The 20,636-nt window shown below is 72.2% G+C and carries 19 protein-coding genes and 1 tRNA gene; 8 read left to right on the top strand and 12 right to left on the bottom strand.

Going from position 1 to position 20,636, the window contains the following annotated elements; all coding sequences use genetic code 11:
- Positions 1 to 118: 118 nt before the first annotated feature.
- The 3 genes from prmC to rpmE form a co-directional block, all read right to left on the bottom strand.
- Entirely contained in the window at positions 119 to 988 is an 870-nt protein-coding gene (gene prmC / locus CLV40_RS25710; RefSeq protein ID WP_104481681.1) for a peptide chain release factor N(5)-glutamine methyltransferase, read from the bottom strand.
- A gap of 20 nt (positions 989 to 1,008) precedes the next feature.
- Positions 1,009 to 2,085 carry a peptide chain release factor 1 gene (prfA, locus tag CLV40_RS25715; protein ID WP_104481561.1) on the bottom strand — a complete coding sequence of 359 codons (1,077 nt, stop codon included), beginning with the start codon at positions 2,083 to 2,085 and terminating at the stop codon, positions 1,009 to 1,011.
- An 84-nt stretch (positions 2,086 to 2,169) separates the two neighbouring features.
- Entirely contained in the window at positions 2,170 to 2,391 is a 222-nt protein-coding gene (gene rpmE, locus CLV40_RS25720; protein WP_104481562.1) for a 50S ribosomal protein L31, read from the bottom strand.
- A gap of 251 nt (positions 2,392 to 2,642) precedes the next feature.
- On the opposite strand from rpmE, the gene CLV40_RS25725 reads away from it, so the two are divergent.
- A complete protein-coding gene (locus tag CLV40_RS25725) occupies positions 2,643 to 3,134 on the top strand; it encodes a hypothetical protein (RefSeq protein ID WP_104481563.1) in 492 nt (163 codons plus the stop codon).
- A 7-nt stretch (positions 3,135 to 3,141) separates the two neighbouring features.
- Here the strand turns inward: CLV40_RS25725 and rho are convergent, their stop codons facing one another.
- From rho to CLV40_RS25755, 6 genes are all read right to left on the bottom strand, one after another.
- The gene (rho, locus tag CLV40_RS25730) at positions 3,142 to 5,238 is read right to left on the bottom strand and encodes a transcription termination factor Rho (RefSeq protein ID WP_104481564.1); all 2,097 of its coding nucleotides are present in this window, start codon (positions 5,236 to 5,238) and stop codon (positions 3,142 to 3,144) included.
- Positions 5,239 to 5,695: 457 nt separating this feature from the next.
- Positions 5,696 to 6,610: a homoserine kinase gene (gene thrB / locus CLV40_RS25735; RefSeq protein WP_104481565.1), complete on the bottom strand. Its 915-nt coding sequence runs from the start codon at positions 6,608 to 6,610 to the stop codon at positions 5,696 to 5,698.
- Entirely contained in the window at positions 6,607 to 7,683 is a 1,077-nt protein-coding gene (thrC, locus tag CLV40_RS25740; RefSeq protein WP_104481566.1) for a threonine synthase, read from the bottom strand. The genes thrB and thrC overlap by 4 nt, the downstream gene beginning before the upstream one ends.
- Positions 7,680 to 8,993, bottom strand: a complete 1,314-nt coding sequence (locus CLV40_RS25745) for a homoserine dehydrogenase (RefSeq protein ID WP_181043741.1) — start codon at positions 8,991 to 8,993, stop codon at positions 7,680 to 7,682. Before CLV40_RS25745 ends, thrC begins: the two co-directional genes overlap by 4 nt.
- Before the next feature lie 14 nt (positions 8,994 to 9,007).
- Complete coding sequence (gene lysA, locus CLV40_RS25750) at positions 9,008 to 10,444, bottom strand: diaminopimelate decarboxylase (RefSeq protein WP_104481568.1); 1,437 nt, start codon at positions 10,442 to 10,444, stop codon at positions 9,008 to 9,010.
- A 7-nt stretch (positions 10,445 to 10,451) separates the two neighbouring features.
- Positions 10,452 to 11,318: a DALR anticodon-binding domain-containing protein gene (locus CLV40_RS25755; protein ID WP_104481569.1), complete on the bottom strand. Its 867-nt coding sequence runs from the start codon at positions 11,316 to 11,318 to the stop codon at positions 10,452 to 10,454.
- 58 nt (positions 11,319 to 11,376) lie between these two features.
- Here CLV40_RS25755 and CLV40_RS25760 point away from each other — a divergent pair, with 58 nt between their 5' ends.
- From CLV40_RS25760 to CLV40_RS25770, 3 genes are all read left to right on the top strand, one after another.
- Positions 11,377 to 12,078, top strand: a complete 702-nt coding sequence (locus CLV40_RS25760) for a thioredoxin-like domain-containing protein (RefSeq protein ID WP_104481570.1) — start codon at positions 11,377 to 11,379, stop codon at positions 12,076 to 12,078.
- A 150-nt stretch (positions 12,079 to 12,228) separates the two neighbouring features.
- Entirely contained in the window at positions 12,229 to 13,098 is an 870-nt protein-coding gene (locus CLV40_RS25765; protein WP_104481571.1) for a thioredoxin-like domain-containing protein, read from the top strand.
- A complete protein-coding gene (locus tag CLV40_RS25770) occupies positions 13,095 to 13,781 on the top strand; it encodes a DUF305 domain-containing protein (RefSeq protein ID WP_245931575.1) in 687 nt (228 codons plus the stop codon). The genes CLV40_RS25765 and CLV40_RS25770 overlap by 4 nt, the downstream gene beginning before the upstream one ends.
- 103 nt (positions 13,782 to 13,884) lie before the next feature.
- Here the strand turns inward: CLV40_RS25770 and CLV40_RS25775 are convergent, their stop codons facing one another.
- Both CLV40_RS25775 and CLV40_RS25780 read right to left on the bottom strand, forming a co-directional pair.
- Positions 13,885 to 14,472 (bottom strand): transposase family protein, encoded by a 588-nt coding sequence (locus tag CLV40_RS25775; RefSeq protein WP_245931576.1) that lies wholly within the window; start codon positions 14,470 to 14,472, stop codon positions 13,885 to 13,887.
- Between the two features lie 680 nt (positions 14,473 to 15,152).
- On the bottom strand, positions 15,153 to 16,070 hold the full coding sequence (locus tag CLV40_RS25780; protein ID WP_104481572.1) for a cation diffusion facilitator family transporter: 918 nt from the start codon (positions 16,068 to 16,070) through the stop codon (positions 15,153 to 15,155).
- Between the two features lie 149 nt (positions 16,071 to 16,219).
- Between CLV40_RS25780 and CLV40_RS25785 the strand changes: the two genes are divergently transcribed.
- Entirely contained in the window at positions 16,220 to 17,350 is a 1,131-nt protein-coding gene (locus CLV40_RS25785; protein WP_104481573.1) for a lytic transglycosylase domain-containing protein, read from the top strand.
- 55 nt (positions 17,351 to 17,405) lie between these two features.
- Here CLV40_RS25785 and CLV40_RS25790 read toward each other — a convergent pair whose 3' ends face one another.
- A complete protein-coding gene (locus CLV40_RS25790) occupies positions 17,406 to 18,506 on the bottom strand; it encodes an ABC transporter ATP-binding protein (protein ID WP_104481574.1) in 1,101 nt (366 codons plus the stop codon).
- Positions 18,507 to 18,757: 251 nt separating this feature from the next.
- Here CLV40_RS25790 and CLV40_RS25795 point away from each other — a divergent pair.
- The 3 genes from CLV40_RS25795 to CLV40_RS25805 all read left to right on the top strand — a co-directional run bounded on the left by CLV40_RS25795 (position 18,758) and on the right by CLV40_RS25805 (position 20,370).
- Positions 18,758 to 18,829: transfer RNA gene (locus CLV40_RS25795), tRNA-Arg, on the top strand.
- 391 nt (positions 18,830 to 19,220) lie between these two features.
- Complete coding sequence (locus CLV40_RS25800; protein WP_146108246.1) at positions 19,221 to 19,799, top strand: hypothetical protein; 579 nt, start codon at positions 19,221 to 19,223, stop codon at positions 19,797 to 19,799.
- A 22-nt stretch (positions 19,800 to 19,821) separates the two neighbouring features.
- Positions 19,822 to 20,370, top strand: coding sequence for a hypothetical protein (locus tag CLV40_RS25805; protein ID WP_104481576.1), 549 nt, complete (start codon positions 19,822 to 19,824; stop codon positions 20,368 to 20,370).
- Positions 20,371 to 20,636 lie beyond the last annotated feature (266 nt).

Consider the following 20,636-nt stretch of genomic DNA (forward strand, 5'->3'; position numbering starts at 1 on the left):
GGGCGGTCCCGTGGTCTTGGACGCGGACGTCTCGACCCAGCGTGGTCGCGTTCTCTCGTGGTCCAGGCGCGACTTTTCGAGCGCTGCGGCGGGGTTTTGGTGGCGTTCCGTTGGCGCGTCAGGAATCGCGGCGACGCGCCACGGCGAAGCGGGCTCGGCCCGCCAAATCAACTCGATCGTCCACTTCGGACAACACCCGCCGGGTGGCGAGCAGCTCCGGCACCGATTCCCCGTGCGTGTCATCGTGTTCGATGCCCACCCAGCCGCCGGGCGCGAGCAGCCTCGCGGCCGCGGCGACCACGTGCCGGATGACGTCCAAGCCGTCCGCACCGGAGAAGACCGCGTGCCGCGGGTCGTGGTCGGACACCTCGGTCGGCACCTCCGTCCCCTCCGGGACGTACGGCGGGTTGCAGACCAGCAGGTCGACCTTGCCTTCCAGGTCCACCAACAGGTCCGGGTCCGTCACGTCCGCGGCGTGCAGCCGGATCGGCGTGTCCCCCGCGGCCACGCGGACCTCCGCGTTCTTCCGCGTCCACGCCAGGGCGGTCGGGTCGACGTCCACCGCGTGCACGACCGCGTCCGGCCGCGCGTGCGCCAGCGCCAGCGCCAGCGCGCCGGAGCCGGTGCACAGGTCCACGATGACCGGCGCGGCGCGGCTGGCCAGCACCGACACGCCCCACTCGTACAGCAGCTCGGTCTCGGGGCGCGGGACGAACACCCCCGGGCCCACCGCCAGCGCGATCGGGCCGAGGTGGGCCTCGCCGACCAGGTGCTGCAGCGGCTCGCGCTTGGCCCGGCGGGCCACGAGCTTGCCGATGGCGTCCACGGTCGAGGGGTCGACCAGGGGCACGAGCACCAGCTTGCCCCGCGCGACGCCCAGGACGTGCGCCGCCAGCAGTTCCGCGTCGGTGCGCGGCGACGCGACACCGGCCTCGGTGAGGATGCGCTCGGCTTCCAGGATCGCGACCCGGAGGGGCTGTCTGGTCATGTTCCCCACCATCGCACCTCTCAGCCGGTTGAGCCCGCCAGGCGGTCGGCGCGGTCGGCGTCGGCGAGCGCGTCGAGCACCGCGTCCAGGTCGCCGTCGAGCACCGCTTCGAGGTTGTGCGCCTTGAAGCCGACCCGGTGGTCGGAGATGCGGTTCTCCGGGAAGTTGTACGTGCGCACGCGCTCCGAGCGGTCGACCGTGCGGATCTGGCTGCGGCGGGCGTCGGACGCCTGCTTGGCCGCCTCCTCCTCCGCCGCCGCCATCAGCCGGGCGCGCAGGACCTGCATGGCGCGGGCCTTGTTCTGCAGCTGCGAGCGCTCGTTCTGGCAGGACACCACGATGCCGGTGGGCAGGTGCGTGATGCGCACCGCCGAGTCGGTCGTGTTGACGCTCTGGCCGCCCTTGCCGGAGGACCGGTACACGTCGACCCGCAGGTCCTTGTCCGGGATCTCCTCGAAGTCGGCGGTGTCCTCGATCTCCGGCACCACCAGGACACCCGCGGCCGAGGTGTGGATGCGGCCCTGCGACTCGGTGACCGGGACGCGCTGCACGCGGTGCACGCCGCCCTCGAACTTGAGCCGGGCCCACACGCCGTCCGGGTCGGAGCCCTTGCTCTTGATGGCGACCGTGACGTCCTTGAAGCCGCCCAGGTCGGACTCGGTGCCGTTGAGCACCTCGGCCTTCCAGCCGTGGCGCTCGGCGTAGCGCAGGTACATGCGCAGCAGGTCGCCCGCGAACAGCGCGGACTCCTCGCCGCCCTCGCCGGACTTGACCTCCAGCAGCACGTCCGCGGCGTCGTGCGGGTCGCGGGGCAGCAGCAGCTCGGTCAGCTTGGTCTCCAGCGCGGGGATCCGCGCGGCCAGCTCGTCGGCCTCGGCGGCGAACGCGGCGTCCTCGGCGGCCAGCTCCCTGGCCGCCTCCAGGTCCGCGCGCGCGCCGTCGAGCTCGCGGGCGGCCTTGACCACCGGCGTCAGCTCGGCGTAGCGGCGGCCCAGCCTGCGGGCCCGGTCCTGGTCGGCGTGCACGGACGGGTCCGCGAGCGCGACCTCCAGCTCGGCGTGCTCGGCGCGCAGTTCGCCCAGCTTGGTCGAGTCCACGACGGGCACCTCCCGGGGGTGTGGCGGAGTGGGAACACGCGAACGGCGCCCACCCGAGATCCCGGGTGGGCGCCGTCTGCGGAGCTACTTGGCGGTCTTGGTCCGCTTGCCGTAGCGGGCCTCGAAGCGCGCGACCCGGCCGCCGGTGTCGAGGATCTTCTGCTTGCCGGTGTAGAACGGGTGGCAAGCCGAGCAGACCTCGACGAAGATGCTGCCGGAAGACTTGGTGCTGCGCGTGGTGAAGCTGTTCCCGCAGCCGCAGGTCACCTCGGTGGTGACGTACTCGGGGTGGATGCCGTTCTTCACGGTGGTCGCCTCTCGATCAATGGCCGCCGGGTCCTCGCGTCGATGGCTCTCGACGGAGGTGAACCGGTGCCGGACTCGACCTGACAGTGTGCCAGAAGGCCTGGCACGGGCTGCAACGCGGTCGCCCGACCAGGTATTCCCCCGCCGTTCGTCCGGTGTACTCGACCTCCCGCCGCACCCCTTTGGCCGCTCGCCGACGGCCCTCGAACGCGCCGTCGAACAACCCCCCGGCCGCCTCCCACACTGGGCGCGTGCGCTGCGCCATCGGCACCCCGCTGCCGGTCCCGGTCTGGCTCGCGGTGCCCCTGCTGTTCATCGCGGCCGTGCTCGGGCTCACCGGCCTCGGGGGGCTCCTGCTCGGGTCCACCTGGGCCGTCCCGCTCTCCAGCGGGGTCTTCGGCGCAGCCGCGGCCACCGCGGGGGTGCTGGCGGGCGCGGTGCCCTGGCGCACGGCCGGGCAGCGCGCGGCGCTGGCGCTGCCCTACCCGGCGGTGTGGTTCGCCGCCGGGCTGTTCGTCGGCCACGTCGCCGTGCCCGCCGCGTGGGCGGTGGGCGTCGGCGTCCCGGCCGCCGCCGCGATCGCCGCGGGCGGCGCGCGGCTGCGCGGCACCCGAACGCCACCTCCTCCGCCGGTACCGGTTCCCGCACCGACGCCCCCGGGGGCACCGGTACCGGCGGCCGAAACGGCCGAGTCCCCGCACGCTTGGCGCGCGCGGGGACTCGGCCGTGTGGAGTTCGACTGACGCCGTACTAGTCGTCGTTCCCCTGGGGGGTGGTCTTGGCCACCTGCATCAGGAACTCGATGTTGGTACGGGACTTGCGCAGCCGGTCGAGCAGCAGCTCGATGGCGGCCTGGCTGTCGAGCGCGTGCAGCACCCGGCGCAGCTTGACGGTGACCGCCAGCTCGTCGGGCGAGAGCAGCAGCTCCTCCTTGCGGGTGCTGGACGGGTCGACGTCCACCGCCGGGAAGATGCGCTTGTCGGCGATCTTGCGGTCGAGCTTGAGCTCGGCGTTGCCGGTGCCCTTGAACTCCTCGAAGATCACCGTGTCACCGGCGGAGCCGGTCTCGACCAGCGCGGTGGCGAAGATGGTCAGCGAGCCGCCACCCTCGATGTTGCGCGCCGCGCCGAGGAAGCGCTTCGGCGGGAACAGCGCCGTCGAGTCGACACCACCGGACAGGATCCGGCCGGAGGCCGGGGCCGCGAGGTTGTACGCGCGGCCGAGGCGGGTGATCGAGTCGAGCAGCACCACCACGTCGTGGCCCATCTCCACCAGGCGCTTGGCGCGCTCGATGGACAGCTCCGCGACGGAGGTGTGGTCGCCCGGCGGGCGGTCGAAGGTCGAGGCGATGACCTCGCCCTTGACCGACCGCTGCATGTCGGTGACCTCTTCCGGCCGCTCGTCGATGAGCACGACCATCAGGTAGATCTCGGGGTTGTTGGTGGTGATCGCGTTCGCGATCGCCTGCAGCACCGAGGTCTTGCCTGCCTTGGGCGGCGAGACGATGAGCGCGCGCTGCCCCTTGCCGACCGGCATCACCAGGTCGATGACGCGGGTGGTGAGGATGTGCGGCTCGGTCTCCAGGCGGAGTCGCTCGTTCGGGTAGAGCGGGGTGAGCTTGGTGAACTCGGGGCGGTTGCGCGCCTGGTCCGGCTCCAGCCCGTTGACCGACTCCACCCGCACCAGCGGGTTGAACTTCTGCCGCTGCTGCTCGCCCTCGCGCGGCTGGCGGACCAGGCCGGTGATGGCGTCGCCGCGGCGCAGCCCGTGCTTGCGGACCAGCGACAGCGAGACGTAGACGTCGTTGGAGCCCGCCAGGTAGCCCGAGGTGCGGACGAACGCGTAGTTCTCCAGCACGTCCAGGACACCGGCGACGGGCAGCAGGACGTCGTCCTCGCGCACCTCGGTGTCGTTCTGGCCGCCACCGCCGCCCTCGACGCGGCCACCGCGACGCCTGCGGTCGCGGAACCGGCGACCGCGGCGACCGCCGCCGTCCTCGTCGTCGTCGTCCGGACCGGTGGCGCGGTTGTCCTGCTGCCGGTCGTTGCGGTCGTTGCGGTCACCGCGGTCGTGGCGGTCCTGCCGGTTGCCCCGGTCACCGCGGTCGTTGCGGTCACCGCGGTCCTGGCGGTCGCCCCGGTCGTTGTTGCGGTCGCCGCGGTCACCGCGGTCGTTGTTGCGGTCGTTGCGGTCGCCCCGGTCCTGGCGGTCACCGCGGTCGTTGCGGTCACCCCGGTCCTGGCGGTCGCCCCGGTCACCCCGGTCGTTGCGGTCGCGCCTGCGGTCACCGCGCTCGCCCTGCGGGCGCTCGTCGGTGCGCGCCGGGCGCGCCTCCGGCTGCCGCTCCGCCTCGGCGGGCGCGGTCGGCGCGGTGGTGGCCTGCGGCTGCGCGGCGGGCGCGGCGCCCTCGGGGCTGCCCGCGGCCCGGCTGGCCCGGCGGCGACGGCTCTCCCGGCCGCCCTCGGCGGCCCGGGACTCCGGCGCGGCCTCGGCGGCGACCGGCGGCGCCGGGGCGACCTCGGTCGGCCGGACCTCGGCGGGCTGCTCGGCCTTCGCCGCGGTGCGCCGCGCCTTGGTCGGCGCGGGCGCGTCGGTGCCGTTGAGGGGCAGCTGCTGCGCGGTGGCTCCGCCCGAGCCCCCGCCCTGCCGCTCTTTGATGGCCGCGATCAGGTCGCCCTTGCGCATGCCCGTGGTGCTGGCGATGCCCAGCTGACCCGCGAGTTCGCGCAGCTCGGCCAGGACCATGCCGGACAGGCCCGCGCGGCGCTTGGTCGTGCCGTTGCCCGCGGCCTTCTCAGCGGGGACCTGCGACTCGGCGTCGCTGCTCAGTAGATCGGTATTGCTCACACATGTCCTTCCTGACCGGTCCCCGCCTCCAACGCGGACCAGCGGACCGCCACCCGTCGGAACGCGAGATGGCGTGGCTGCGCCCCTGACCCAGCAGGTCGGGGCACGGGGGTGGCCGTGGCACGGCCACCGGGCGACCCGGTCGCCAAACGGGGAGCATCTGGTCACCACGGTCGTCGGGTACCTGGGAGCCCCGACTCTCGACCTTGGCAAGGACGGAGCCGAATCTCCGGCAGATGATGCGCGACCCGGGAAGAATCCCCGGGAACGACACCGGGCGCCCGTGCGCGCGGTGACTGAACGCCCCCGAGGGTAGACGGCCGTCACTCGACGTGCAACAACCGGCTCACAGCGCGTCGCCCCCGTTTCCCGGCGTGGCGCGGTGATCTGAGTCACTCGTGTCCCGAGTGACGTGACCCGGATGGCACAACGCCTCGGTGACGTCGGGTATTCCGGTTCAGCCGAGTGGGTCCACCACTACACCCGTACGGTCGAGCGGCAGCGGCAGAACGGTGAAGCCGCCCAGATCGACCGCTTGGGGTAGCGCGGTACCCGCCGTGAGGGCCAAGACCGTCGGCCCGGCGCCCGAGATCGCCGCCGCGACACCGTGCGCGCGCAGCGCGCGCACCACGCGCAGCGAGTCCGGCCACGCCTTCTCGCGGTAGTCCTGGTGCAGCGAGTCCGCGGTGGCGGGCAGCAGCAGGTCCGGCCGCGCGGAGACCGCGTGCACGGCCAGCGCGGCCCGGCCCGCGGCGAACGCGGCGTCCGCGTGCGGCACGACCTCGGGCAGCAGGCCCCTGGTCACGTGGGTGGCCGACTGCTCCCGCGGGACGATCGCGACCGGCCGCAGGTCCGGGTGCGGTTCGACGCGCGCGGCGCGGAACCGCCGGTCGCCGTCCGACTCCTCGCACCAGGCCAGGACGAGCCCGCCGAGCAGGCTGGCCGCGACGTTGTCCGCGTGGCCCTCGAACTCGGCGGCCAGGTGCAGCGCGTCGTCGAGCGCGGCGCCGGTCAGCGCGACGCCCGCGAGGCCGTACCCGGCGGCGATCCCGGCCACGACGGCGGCGGCCGACGAGCCGAGGCCGCGCGCGTGCGGGATGGCGTTCGCGCAGGTCAGCTCGAGGCCGCCGGGGGCGGTGTCGAGCCGGGAGCAGGCCGCGAGCAGGGCCCGCACGACCAGGTGGCTCTCGTCGAGCGCCACGTCCTCGGCGCCCTCGCCGGAGACCCGGACGACCAAGCCCGGGTTCGGGGTGCGCCGGACCTCCACGACGTCGTGGAGGCCCAGCGCGAGGCCTAGGGCGTCGAACCCGGCGCCCAGGTTGGCCGAGGAGGCGGGGACGCGGACGCGCACCCCCGCGACCCCTGCGCTCACGTGAGGTCCAGCGCGGAGGCGACCGCCGAGGCGTCGACCGGGACCGGTTCGACCTCGACGAGCCCGTCCAGCGCGGTGTCCGGGTCCTTGAGGCCGTGGCCGGTGACCGTGCAGACGACGACGGACCCCCGCGGCAGGCGGCCGTCGGCGGCGACCGCGAGCAGGCCCGCGACGCTGGCCGCCGACCCGGGCTCGACGAACACGCCCTCGCGCACCGGCAGCAGCCGGTACGCCTCGAGGATCTGCTCGTCGGTGACCGCGTCGATCAAGCCGCCGGACTCGTCGCGCGCGGCGACCGCACCGGCCCAGGAGGCCGGGCTGCCGACGCGGATGGCGGTGGCGATGGTCTCCGGGTTGGGCACGGGCTCGCCGCGCACGATCGGCGCGGCACCCGCGGCCTGGAAGCCGAACATCCGCGGCGTGGCCGGGATGATGCCGTCCTCGGCGTAGTCGCGGTACCCGCGCCAGTACGCGGTGATGTTGCCCGCGTTGCCGACGGGCAGGCAGTGGATGTCCGGCGCGCGGCCGAGCACGTCGCAGATCTCGTACGCGGCGCTCTTCTGCCCGACCAGCCGCACCGGGTTGACCGAGTTGACCAGGCCGATCGGATACTCGGCGGAGGTCTTGCGGGCCAGTTCGAGGCAGTCGTCGAAGTTGCCGTCGATCTGCAGCACGCGGGCGCCGTAGGCCACGGCCTGCGCGAGCTTGCCCTGGGCGACCTTGCCGCGGGGCACCAGTACCGCCGAGGTCAGGCCCGCGCGGGCGGCGTAGGCCGACGCCGAGGCCGAGGTGTTCCCGGTGGAGGCGCAGATGACCGCCTCCATGCCGTTGGCCAGGGCGTGGGTGATGGCCACGGTCATGCCGCGGTCCTTGAACGACCCGGTCGGGTTGTGGCCCTCGACCTTGAGGTAGACGGCGCAGCCGGTGCGCTCGGACAGGTACGGCGCGGGCAGCAGGGGCGTGTTGCCCTCGCCGAGGCTGATCACCTTCGCGCCGGGTGGGATGGTGATCCGGTCCGGGTACGCCTGGATGATGCCCGGCCAGCCCGGCCGCACATCGGTGGGGATGGTCATGAGTCCTCGCCTTCGACCCGCATCACGCTGACCACGTCGTGCACGAACGGCAGCCCCGCTACCTTGTCCACTGTGGAGCGTAGCGCGGCGTCCGGTGCCGAGTGGGTGACGATCACGAGGCTGGCGTCGGTGGCGCGCCCTTCCTGGCGCACCGCGGCGATGCTGACCTCGTGCTGGGCGAACTCGGCGGCGACCGCCGCCAGCACGCCCGCGCGGTCCGCGACGTCCAGGCTGATGTGGTACCTGGTCGAGGCCTGCGCGATCGGGCGCACCGCCAGGTCGGCGTAGGCCGACTCGCGCGGTCCGCGCCCGCCGACGACCCGGTTGCGGGCTACCGCCACCAGGTCGCCGAGCACGGCGCTGGCGGTGGGTGCACCGCCCGCTCCCTGCCCGTAGAACATGAGCTGACCGGCGGCCTCGGCTTCCACGAAGACCGCGTTGAACGCGCCGCTGACCCCGGCCAGCGGGTGGCTCCGGGGGATCATCGCCGGGTGCACGCGCACCGCGACGGACTCCTCGGGCGCGCCGTCCTCGCCGGTGGTGAAGACGCGCTCGCAGATGGCCAGCAGCTTGATGGTGCGGCCGAGCGCGCGGGCGGCGGCGAAGTCGGCGGAGGTGACCGCGGAGATGCCCTCGCGGTAGACGTCGCCCGCGGTGACCCGGGTGTGGAAGGCCAGCGAGGCCAGGATGGCGGCCTTGGACGCGGCGTCGAAGCCGTCCACGTCGGCGGTCGGGTCGGCCTCGGCGTAGCCCAGCCGGGACGCCTCGTCGAGGGTCTCGGCGTAGCCCGCCCCGGTCTCGTCCATGGCCGAGAGGATGAAGTTGGTGGTGCCGTTGACGATGCCCATGACCCGGGTGATCCGGTCGCCCGCCAGCGACTCGCGCAGCGGGCGCAGCAGCGGGATGGCACCGGCGACGGCGGCCTCGAAGTAGAGGTCGGCGCCGCTGGCGTCGGCGGCCTCGAACAGCTCCCCGGCGTGCTCGGCCAGCAGCGCCTTGTTCGCGGTGACCACGGACTTGCCCGCGGTCAGCGCGGCCAGCAGCCAGGTGCGGGTGGGCTCGATGCCGCCGATGACCTCGACCACGACGTCCACGTCGGGGCTCGCGACCAGCCCGGCCGCGTCGGTGGTGAGCAGCTCGGCGGGCACCTCGCGGTGCTTGTTCGGCCTGCGCACCGCGATGCCGACCAGTTCCACCCGGGTGCCGACCCGGGCGGCCAGCTCGTCGGCCTGCTCGGTGAGCAGCCGGACGATCTGGGTGCCGACGGTGCCGCAGCCGAGCAGGGCGACCCGGATGGGTTTGGCAGTCACGCTCGCCGCCGAATTCACTCGGTCTCCAGTCTCAGCAGGTCGTCCACGGTCTCCCGGCGCAGCAGCAGCCGCGCCGCGCCGTCGCGCACGGCCACCACGGCGGGCCGGGGCAGCCGGTTGTAGTTGCTCGCCATCGAGTAGCAGTAGGCGCCGGTCGCGGCCACCGCCAGCAGGTCACCGGGAGCAAGGTTGTCCGGAAGCCAGCAGTCTCGCACCACAACGTCACCGGACTCACAGTGTTTGCCCACCACTCGGGACAGCACGGCCTCGTCGCCGCGCTCCCCCTCGGCGCTGGAGCGCGAGACCAGGCGCACGTCGTAGAGGGCGTCGTAGAGGGCGGTGCGGATGTTGTCGCTCATGCCGCCGTCGACGCTGACGTAGCGGCGGCCGGTGCCGTGGCCGAGCGAGACGTCCTTGGTGGTGCCGACTTCGTAGAGCGTCACGGTGCCCGGTCCGACGATGGCCCGGCCGGGCTCGACGGCGATGCGCGGCAGCGGCAGCCCGGCCTGCTCGCACTCCTTGGTGACGATGGTGCGCAGCTGGTCGGCCAGCCACTGCGGGGGCGGTGGGTCGTCCTGGGCGGTGTAGGCGATGCCCAGGCCGCCGCCGAGGTCGACGGTGGTGAGGTCGGCGAGGCGCTCGGCGCCGTGCTCGGCGTGCAGCTCGGCGAGCAGGCCGATGACCCGGTGCGCGGCGACCTCGAAGCCGTCGGCGTCGAAGATCTGCGAGCCGATGTGGCTGTGCAGGCCGACCAGGCGCAGGCCGCCGGACTTGAGCACCCGGCGGGCGGCCTCGGCGGCGGCGCCACCGGCCAGCGAGAAGCCGAACTTCTGGTCCTCGTGCGCGGTCGCGATGAACTCGTGGGTGTGCGCCTCGACGCCGACGGTCACCCGGATCAGCACGTCGGCGACCTTGCCGCGCTCGCGGGCCAGCTGGTCGAGCCGGGCTATCTCGAAGAACGAGTCGACCACGATCGCGCCGACCCCGGCGTCCAGCGCCTGGGCCAGCTCGTCGGTGGACTTGTTGTTGCCGTGCAGGGTGATCCGCTCGGGCGGGAACTGCGCGCGCAGCGCCACGGCCAGCTCGCCGCCGCTGCACACGTCGATGCTCAGGCCCTCGTCGGCGACCCAGCGGGCGATCTCGACGGAGAGGAACGCCTTGGAGGCGTAGTGCACCAGGGCCGGGTCGCCGAACGCGGCGGCGTGCTCGCGGCAGCGGGCGCGGAAGTCGTCCTCGTCGACGACGAACAGCGGTGTGCCGTGGGTGGCGGCCAGCTCGCGCACGTCGACGCCCGCGATCCGCACGGCGCCGTCGTCGGCTCTGGCGGCGTTGCGCGGCCAGACCGCCGGGACGAGCCCGTCGAGCGCGGCCGCGGTGGTGGGCCGTTCGGCCGCGGTGCTGGTGGGCGGCAGGACTTCCGCGTGCCGCGGACCCGCCGGGTGTGCCCTCATCGTTGACCTACATCCGTTCCGGTGCGGTGGTGCCGAGCAGTCCCAGGCCGGTGGCCAGGACCTGGCGGGCTGCGGCGCACAGCGCGAGCCGCGCGCCGTGGGTCGGGCCCGGCTCCTCGTCGCCGATCGGCAGCGCGCGGTCGGTGACCGGTCCGCGCACGGCGTCGGCGACGTCGTCCAGGTGGTGGGTGAGCCGGTGCGGTTCGCGGTGCGCGACCACGTCCGGGAACTCGGCCAGCAGCCGGGCGAGCGCGCGCTCGGCGGGCCGGTCGAGGAGTTCGAGGTCCCCTGTGGAAGGTGTGACATTGAGGTCGGAAGCGTTGCGGGACAGCGAGACCAGCCGCGCGTGTGCGTATTGGACGCGGAAGAGCGGGTTGCTGTCCGTCCGCTTGCCCCAGACGGCCGGGTCGATGTCCACAGTGGACTTGTTCGTGTTCAGCGCGGCGTAGCGGGCGGTCTCGGCGCCGACGGCGGCGGTCTGCGCGGCGGTGGGCGCGGCGCGGGGGTGGAAGTCGTCCGGGGTGCGGTCGCCGACGCCGTAGCGGGGGCCCTCGGCGAGCACCCGGCGCACCGCGTCGTGGTCCACGGCCGCGGCGAGGCGGAGGTTGACGAACCCCGGGCCCGCGACCTCGGCGGCGGCCACGGCGGCGTCGGCGTCGAGCAGGTCGGCCAGCCAGCCCGCGACCTCGCGGGGGTCCGCGCCGACCGGACCGGCCACCCGCAGCGCGACGGCCGTGGCGTAGTCGCCGTGCGCCGGATCACGCGGACGGGTGACGGTGATCTCGGCGGGGACGGCGCCCGGATCGAGCCCGCGCGCGCCCAGCGCCCGCACGGCGGCGGAACGGACCAGGTCAGCGAGCGCGGCAGGGGTCACCGGGCAAGTCTAGGTAGCGGGGTCCCGGCGGAGCCTGCGGGTCCATACACTCAGCCGCATGATTCGCTACGCGCGACGGCTCGCGCTCGGTGCCGCCTGCCTGCTGCTCGTCGGCTGTTCGAGCACCACGAACGGGGAGACCGTCCCCGGTGGGACCCGGGCCGCGGACCCGCGGGCGAGCGGATCGAGCGAGGAGCCCACCACGTCGGGGGGCAAGGCCGACCCGACGGCGCGGATCAAGGGCGTGCTGTCGCTGAAGTACAAGGCGGGCCAGCACGTGAAGAGCCCCCAGCGGGTCGCCTACGACCACACGCCCCCGCTGGGCGGCCCGCACGACCAGCTGTGGGCCCCGTGCAACGGTGTCGTCTACAAGAAGGCGGTGCGCACGGAGAACGTCGTGCACTCGCTCGAGCACGGCGCCGTGTGGCTGACCTACGACCCGAAGAAGGTCAAGGACGCCGACCTCGCCACGCTGGTCAAGAAGGTCGACGGCCAGCCGTACTCGGTGCTCTCGCCCTACCCGGGCCAGCCGACGGCGGTGTCGGTGCAGGCGTGGGGCAGGCAGGTGCAGGTCGACGGGGTCGACGACCCGCGCATCGACCAGTTCATCACCGCCACCCGCGGCAACCCGGACCTGGCCCCCGAGGCGGGCGCGCGCTGCGACGAGGCGGACCCGGAGGCGTTCAGCCAGGACAACCCGCCGCCGTTCGACCCGACGCCGCCGGGGCCCGACGCGGTGCCGGTCGGCGGCGGGTCCTGACCCGTTCCCGTTTTCCCGTTCGGGTCGGCTGACCAGCCGGTTCACGTGGCCGTTGACACCCACCAGACACCGGTTCCCTAGACTTGGCCACCGCACCCACCTGGTGCGTCCCCTGCAGCGGGGAGCCGACGCGAGGGTCCGAGGGACGGCATGGCCAGCGGAACGAAGAAGAACGGCCCCAAGGGGGGCAAGGGCGGCGTGGACGCGGTCAAGGCCGCGCGCTCGTCCGTGGTGTCCAAGAAGGGCGCGCCCTGGGGGCTGATCGCGGGCATCACCGCCATCGCGCTGCTGGCGGGCGGGGTGTTCACCTACGCCTTCGTCAAGATCAACGCGGCCAAGGAGTTCACCGCCTCCGACGACAACAAGGACCCGTCGGAGAACATCAACGGGGTGCTGCGGATCAAGTACACCTCCGGCCAGCACGTCGAGGCCACCCAGCGGGTCGCCTACGACCAGAGCCCGCCCTTCGGCGGGCCGCACGACGGCGTGTGGGCCGACTGCTCCGGTGTGGTGTACCCGTCGGCGGTGCGCAACGAGAACATGGTGCACGCGCTCGAGCACGGGTCGGTGTGGATCGCCTACAACCCGGACAAGGTGCAGGGCGAGCAGCTGGACAAGCTGAAGACGCGGGTGGACGGCAAGCCGTACATGGTGATGTCGCCGTACCCCGGCCTGGACAAGCCGATCTCGCTGCAGTCGTGGGGCCACCAGCTCAAGGTCGACAGCGCCGATGACGAGCGGGTCGACCAGTTCATCAAGTCGCTGCGGACCAACAGCTACCTGACCCCCGAGCCGGGTGGCCGCTGCGACAGCAACCAGACCGGGTTCGACCCGTCCAACCCGCCGCCGTTCGTCGCCGAGAAGCCCGGCGCGGACGCGATCCCCATGGACGGCAAGGGTTCCAGCCCGGCGGCCTCCGAGGGCGCGATGATCCCGACGACCGCGGTCTCCGCGCCCGGGTCCGCCCCGGCATCGGCCCCGGCGCCCGCCTCCGCGACCTCCGTCCCGTCGTCGCAGTGACCGAACAGCCGGAGGACAGCGAGCTCCCCTCGACCCAGGGGGCTCGCCGGTCCGGTCTCGTCTACGCGATCGCGGCCCTGGTGGTCCTGCTCGTCGGCGCCGCCGCGGGCATGCTGATCACCCTGGCCGCGGTCGGCGGTGACGACGAGCACCCCGGCCCCGACTCGATCGACGTCGGGTTCTCCCAGGACATGCGGGTGCACCACCTGCAGGCCATCACGATGGCGGGCCTGGCCAGGGACCGCAGCGACGACGCCGAGGTCCGCCAGCTGGCCTTCGACATCGAGTCGACCCAGCTGGACCAGAGCGGCCAGTTCAGCGGCTGGCTGACGGCCTGGGGTCAGCCGACCCTGGCCCCCACGGACCAGCCCCACATGCGCTGGATGGCCACCGCCCACTCCCACGGCGGCGGCGCGGGCGTCGACCTGATGCCCGGGATGGCGACGAGCGAGGAACTGGCCAAGCTCCGCGGCCTGCAGGGCAAGGAGTTCAACGTCTACTTCCTCCAGCTCATGCTCCGCCACCACCAGGGCGGGCTGGAGATGGCGTCGTACGCGGCGGACCACGCGAGGGCCGACTACGTGCGCAACCTGGCCCGCAAGATCCAGGAGGGCCAGCGCGCCGAGACCGGCCTGCTGACCAGGATGCTGAGCGACCGGGGCGGCTCACCGCTGCCCAACTAGCGGACCACGGAAATGGCCGGCCTCGGATCAGTCGAGACCGGCCATTTCTGATCTCGCGCCCCGGAAGGCTCCATCCCCATCCGCTGCGGTTGTCCACAGAGGCTTATTCAGCGGCGTAGAAGCAGAGGGCGATAACGGCCGATATGGTGTCGGTGAAAGTGTCGGTGGGACGCCGGTAGTCGGTGTGGAGAACACGCCAGGTTTTGAGTTGGGCGATGGCGCGTTCGACCACGACTCGGAGGGAGTTGTGGTGTCGGTTGAACTCCACTTCCCAGTCGGGTTGTTCTCGGTTTCTGGGTTTTCTGATCGGGGTCAGGATGCCGCTGCCGATGTAGCCCTTGTCGCCGAGCCGGGCGCTGGGCTCTCGTCCGTCGAGAACCCGCGAGGCGTTCAGGCCGACGATGTCGTTACGGGATCCCGGCCTAGGATCCGACACCCATCTCGGACGTCCGTCCGGCGTGCACACGACCTGGACGGTGAGCCCGGTCGTGCGGTGTGTCCCGGAGAACAACTCCGGACGGGAAGCCCAGGACCAGCACGGCAGCAGTGTCCCATCCACTATGGGGGAATTGCGGTCGTCGAGATCGTCGGCCGTCGGAACGCACTGTTCGAGCACGCCGGCCAACAATGGTGTCACCGCCGCGATCGCCCGACTGATCGTCGGCTGTGACACCTCGAACGCTTCCGCCAAACTCCGCTTGAACCCGATTCCGCCGCAAGTACGCCAACGTGACCACCACGGAGCGATATAAACCCAGAACCGGCGGCCACAGGCGAATCGATTCGCTGATGGCTTCGCGGATCAGAGCACACAATTCTTCGGCACGGTCTCGCACGAGGCCGGTTGTGTGATACATGGAGGCGGTCCGTTTTCGAGAACCAGGTGTGGTAACTGAATTCTCTCAAACGGGCCGCCACCTCTTACTTTTGGTTACTCACCCCGGGGTTGTGAATAAGCCTCACAGGCGCCGAACAACGGCTTCCGACCCGCCGGGCATTCCAAATAGGATCAGAAATAGGGGTTCCCCCTATTGCGGGGGACCCCTCGCGGGCGCTGAAGGACCGGTAGAGCGGATTGAGGCTGCGGGCGCCTGCCAGGCCGGCAAGGTGCGGATCCTGGCTGGAGATCCAGAACGAGTACCGCCGCGTTCGGAGCGCTCGTCGCGCGACTGAACGGCCGCCACGTGGACCGCTACCGCAGGCTTCTGTTGGGCAGGTCGGCCGTGAACCCGCCACCAGACCTGCGGCTGACAAGCCCGGTCGCTGCCCTGAACGAGCGGGCGCCCGCTGGGCCTCGCAAACGTTCGCGGCGGGGCCGTGGAGCCGCCGGGCCTGGAGCAGGTCTGCCCGATCAGGCAGACATGCTTCCCCTCACCAGGACAGCTGCTTGCACTTCGAGGCCGCCGCCCGGTGCTCGACCTGGAGCGTCGCGTGCTCGATGCCGTAGTCGTGGTGCAGCAGCTCCCGCGCGGTGTCCAGGACACCGGCCTGGTCCGCGCACTCCGTCGTGGTCAGGTGGGCCGACGCCACCTCCATCCCCGACGTCAGCGTCCACACGTGCAGGTCGTGGACCTCGGCCACCCCCGGCACCCCGCCGAGCCGGGCCGCCAGCTCGTCCACGTCGACCCGCTCCGGGGCGTGCTGGAACAGGATCCGCAGGGCGCGGCGGGCGAGGGACCAGGTGCGGGGCAGGACCCACAGGCCGATCGCGACGCCGATGATCGGGTCCGCCCAGCGCCAGCCGGTGGCCAGCGTGATCAGGGCGCTGACCAGCACGCCGAGTGAGCCGATGAGGTCGGCGACGACCTCCAGGTACGCCCCGCGCACGTTGATGCTCTCCTGCGCGCCGTCGCGCAGCAGGAAGAACGACACGACGTTCGCCGCGAGGCCCGCGGTCGCCGCCAGCAGCACGGGCAGGCCCGCCACCTCGGGCGGGTCGGTGAAGCGCTCGACGGCCTCGTACACCACGTACGCCGCCACGCCGAACAGCAGCACCGCGTTCGCCAGCGCGGCGAGCACCTCGGCCCGGTACAGCCCGAAGGTGCGCCCCGGCTTGCTGCGGGCCCGCCGCGCGACCACGATCGCGGCCAGCGCGAGGCCGACCCCGACGACGTCGGTGAGCATGTGCGCGGCGTCGGAGATGAGCGCCAGCGACCCCGTGGCGACGCCGACGGCGAACTCCACCGCCATGATCGCCGCGGCGATGCCGAAGGCCACCCACAGCCTGCCCACCAGCCGCCCCGAGGCGCTGGCGGCGGCGGTCGTGCCGTGCCCGTGACCGTGTCCCACGACTGTCCCCTTCCCGACTCGCCGAACATATAGTCACATGCGCATAAGTGCAACGGGGTGTGACCCGATCGGCGCTGAACGCCACTCGAACGAGGGATCATGCTGGCTGAGGTCCCAGAGGCTTGTCAGCGCTCTGGTAAACGGGAACCGTGGTTACCACTTCGCGCACGGCCGAGCCGGGGGGCGCGCGCCCGGTCACCGCACTGGCGCTCGTGCTGCTGTCCATCGCCACGGCCGCCGCCCAGGCCTCCGGCCCCGTGTCCCCGCCCGCCCGCGCGGACGCCCCACCACCCAAGGTCGCGGGCCCCTACCCGACGGCCGCCGCGCACGGTGAGGCCCAGCGGGCCGAGCCCGCGCCGGTCGGTCCGATAGCCCAGATCCCGGAGCCCGCGCCGGTCGCGCGGACGCAGGTCCCGCGCGCGTACCCGGCGCCGGTGGGCGAGCAGGGCATCCCGCGCAACATGCTCGCGGCGTACCGGCGCGCCGAGGGCGCGGTCGGCAAGGCGTGCGGGCTGCGCTGGTACCACCTGGCCGCGATCGGCCGCGTGGAGTCCGGGCACGCGCGCGGCGGCCAGGCGACGCCGGAGGGCGACACGGCGCCGCACATCCTCGGCCCGGTGCTGTCGGGCGCGCCGGGCGTGGCCGCGATCGCCGACACCGACGGCGGCGAGTTCGACGACGACCCGGTGTGGGACCGCGCGGTGGGTCCGATGCAGTTCATCCCGTCGACCTGGCGCAAGTACGGCGCGGACGGCAACAAGGACGGCAAGTCGGACCCGAACAACATCTACGACGCGGCCGTCGCCGCCGCCCGGTACCTGTGCTCCGGCGGGCTGGACCTGACCAAGCCGGACGACCTGGGCGCGGCGATCTTCCGGTACAACAACTCCGGCGACTACGTGGTCGCGGTGACGACGTGGATGACGGCGTACTCGAACGGCGTCACGCCGGTCCCGCCCGCGCCGCCGGTCGTCGACCCGGTCGCGGAGCAGCCCGCGCCGCCGCCGGAGCCGGATCCGGTGCCCGCGCCGACGGAGTCGGTCGAACCGACGCCGTCCGCCGAGACGCTGGCGGAGGCGACCCCTTCGCCGGACGCGTCGTCCGAGCCGCCCGCGGGGTCGGAGCCCGCCGAGTCGCCGTCGCCGTCGGTGGAGCCCAGCGCGGAGCCGTCGGCGGAACCGGCGCCCGCGGGACGGCCCGCGCCGCTGCGGCTGTGCGCCGTGGGCGTGGAGTCGACGCCGGAGGCGCCGTGCCGGGCCCGCGAGCGGCCGACCGGGTGAAGACGTCGGGCCGCGCACCTCGCGGTGCGCGGCCCGATCACGACCCCCGGGGGTGTCAGATGAGCCGGTCGCCGGACTCGGGGTGGAACAGGTGGATCTCGGACGGGTCGCGCAGCACGACGCGCGCGGTCTGGCCCAGCTGCGGCGGCGTGCGGCCGTCGACGCGCAGGACCAGGCGGGGGCCGTCGGGGTCGTGCGCGACGGAGCCGTGCACCAAGGCGTCGGCGCCGAGCTCCTCGACCAGCTCGACGACGAGGTCGAGGGCGTTGGGCGAGCCGGGGGACACGAGGCCGAGCGACTCGGGGCGGACGCCGACGGTCACCTCGGACAGGTTCTCGCGCTGCACGGCGGCGAAGGTCTCGCGGGTCAGCGGGACGTCGAGCTCACCGATGCGCACGGTGCCGTTGCCGACGCGCGCGGAGCGCAGGTTCATCGACGGCGAGCCCATGAAGCCCGCGACGAAGGCGTTGACCGGGCGGTCGTAGAGGGCGCGGGGGGTGTCGCACTGCTGGAGGATGCCGTCCTTGAGCACCGCGACGCGGTGGCCCATGGTCATGGCCTCGACCTGGTCGTGCGTGACGTAGATGGTGGTGGTGCCCAGGCGGCGCTGGATGTTGGCGATGTTCGCCCGGGTCTCGACGCGCAGCTTGGCGTCGAGGTTGGACAGCGGCTCGTCCATCAGGAAGACGGCGGGCTCGCGGACGATGGCCCGGCCCATGGCCACGCGCTGGCGCTGGCCGCCGGAGAGCGCCTTCGGCTTGCGGGCGAGGTAGTTCTCCAGGTCGAGCATCTTCGCCGCCTCGGTCACCTTCTCGGCGATGACCTGCTTCGACAGCCCCTGCAGCTTGAGCGCGAAACCCATGTTCTGGGCGACGGTCATGTGCGGGTAGAGCGCGTAGGACTGGAACACCATCGCGATGTCGCGTCCCTTGGGGGGCACAGCGGTCACGTCCCGGTCCCCGATCCGGATCGCGCCCTCGTCGACGTCCTCGAGCCCGGCCAGCATCCGCAGCGCCGTCGACTTGCCGGAGCCCGACGGCCCCACCAGAACCAGGAACTCCCCGTCCTCGATCGACAGGTTGAGCCCATCGACCGCCCGCACCGGCGGGGACCCGGGGTACACCCTCGACGCTGCCTCGTACCGGACCTCGGCCACAACACCCTCCTAGCCGTCGCGTCCGAATGGATTCAGACGCCCTGAGAGGCCAGAATGCCTCAGCAATCGAGGTGTGACCTTAGAGGCACCCCGCGAAAAGGTCCAGACCACTTCCCCGGCCGTCTCCCGACCGTGACCCATCGCGAGGGAAAACCCCCAGGTCAACACCACAACCCCAAAACTAGGCCCCCACCCCCGAGCCCGCCACCCCCGATGCGCTACGCTTCCCCCCGTCGCCACGGCGACCGGCCGCCCCCGTAGCTCAGGGGATAGAGCACCGCCCTCCGGAGGCGGGAGCGCAGGTTCGAATCCTGCCGGGGGCACGAGACTCTGGCGGCCTGTGTTCGCGGAAAGCGCGAACCGGGTCGCTCGTCATTTCTTCTGGGGTGCAACCCCAGACCCGCCCGGCGGGCTTCGCCCCCGGACCCCCAATCGGGACTCGTGTGGATGCTGCATGAGCCTACCGGGCGCACGGGTCGTTCGTTGTTTTTTCTGGGGTGCGACCCGAAACCCGCTCGGGAGGCTTCGCCCCAATCGGCGTGCGTGTGGATGCCGTATATGGTTGAAGCAGGCTTAGTTGTGCTTGGAGTACATCTCGAAATGCACGTGCGGGCCGGTGCGCCAGTCGCTGGACGGGTAGCTGCCTGCCGTACCGAGTTGGGTTCACTGGAGAAGTGACGCACTCGCCCGGGTCCGCGCATGAGGGGGTCTACCGTGTGGCACATCGAGAGTTTCACCAGCACCGCGATGGTCGACCAGGTCCCGGTCAAGGCGATGTCGCCCGCCGACTTCGCCCGTGTGGTGGGGCTCGATGAGCGCACCTGCCACGATGGGAACATGCTGGAGATAACCGAGCCGATGAAGGCTGCGCTCGGCGAGCGGCTCAATTTCCGATTCGATCCGGAGTTGGACTATTTCGCCCACAATCTGGCCGACTTCGATGGCCAGGTCCTCCACGGCATGGCCAATTTCGCCGATGAACTCCTCCCATTCCAGGAGGAACACGGAAACCGACTGGTATTCGGCGTGGCCGACACGGACGTCGAGGATCACGAGTTGGCATTGCTGTTGACCTCGCATTCGCGCTACCCGCGCCCACCACACGGCTTCGAGTTCACCGAGACGAGCCGGGAGGAGGTCCTGCGCGTCCTCCCCGAGGATGCCGACCTGATCGCGCGGACATCCTCGGTGTTCACGGCCACCGAGGACTACGTGCTCCTGATCGACCGCGGCAGCGCAACCGTGACGCTCATCAAGGGCAAAGGTGACGTGACGCCCGCTCCTGCGGGGTGACACGATCGGATCGGGAGGGGCCATGTGGTACATCGAGAGCTATGACCGCTCAGGCATGGGCGTGGGCGAGGTCCAGGTCGAGGGGATGTCGAACGCCGAGTTCGCCCGGCTGCTCGGCCTCGACGAACACACCTACTTCGACGGGTACATGCGCGAGGTGACCGGGCCGATCCAGGCCGTGCTCACCGAACGCCTGGGGATGCGGTTCGATCCCGACCTGAAGTACCTGGCGACCGAGCTGGCCGAGTACGAGGGGCAGCGGAGCCACGGCATGGCCAACTTCGCCGACGAAATCCTCCCGCTACGGGACAACCGCAACGGTCGGCTGACGTTCGAGATCGTGAACCGGGAGCTGCCGGACGACGAACTCGCCTTGCTGCTCATCGCCCACTCCGAGTACCCGCGCCAACCCCAGGCCGGGGAGTTCACCGAATCGACCAAACAAGACGCCTTGAGCGCCCACCCCAACCTGGCGGACCTCATCGAACAGGCATCTTCGATCTTCACCGCCCGCGACGGATACCTGTTGGCGGTAGACCGTGACCAGGGCACGCTGATCCTGATCACCTGACGACCCGGCCGCCCCACCGGCGCGGCGGCCGATCCCACGACCAGGAAAGCGCCTGGTGCGCCACACCCACGCGATGCGGGTCCTGCCGCACTGCCGGCAGCCTGGCCACCACCACGGTGATCCGGGTCTTCGCCGCACGGCACGTCGAGGTCCGCACCGAGCAGGATGAGGGCGGCGACGGCGTCGGTTGTATGCGTTCTAGGCACCTAAAGGTTGTCCCGTAATGATCAAGTGTGTTTGGTGGGCATAGACGACGGTGGCGGTGC

Origin of the sequence: Actinokineospora auranticolor, assembly GCF_002934265.1 — a bacterium.
GTDB lineage: Bacteria > Actinomycetota > Actinomycetes > Mycobacteriales > Pseudonocardiaceae > Actinokineospora > Actinokineospora auranticolor.

What these genes read in the sequence shown, in the direction of transcription:
- CLV40_RS25805 (WP_104481576.1), top strand. Translation starts at nt 19,822, where the DNA reads ATGTGGTACATCGAGAGCTATGACCGCTCAGGCATGGGCGTGGGCGAG.
- CLV40_RS25765 (WP_104481571.1), top strand. Translation starts at nt 12,229, where the DNA reads ATGGCCAGCGGAACGAAGAAGAACGGCCCCAAGGGGGGCAAGGGCGGC.
- thrC (WP_104481566.1), bottom strand. Translation starts at nt 7,683, where the DNA reads ATGACCATCCCCACCGATGTGCGGCCGGGCTGGCCGGGCATCATCCAG.
- prmC (WP_104481681.1), bottom strand. Translation starts at nt 988, where the DNA reads ATGACCAGACAGCCCCTCCGGGTCGCGATCCTGGAAGCCGAGCGCATC.
- lysA (WP_104481568.1), bottom strand. Translation starts at nt 10,444, where the DNA reads ATGAGGGCACACCCGGCGGGTCCGCGGCACGCGGAAGTCCTGCCGCCC.
- CLV40_RS25760 (WP_104481570.1), top strand. Translation starts at nt 11,377, where the DNA reads ATGATTCGCTACGCGCGACGGCTCGCGCTCGGTGCCGCCTGCCTGCTG.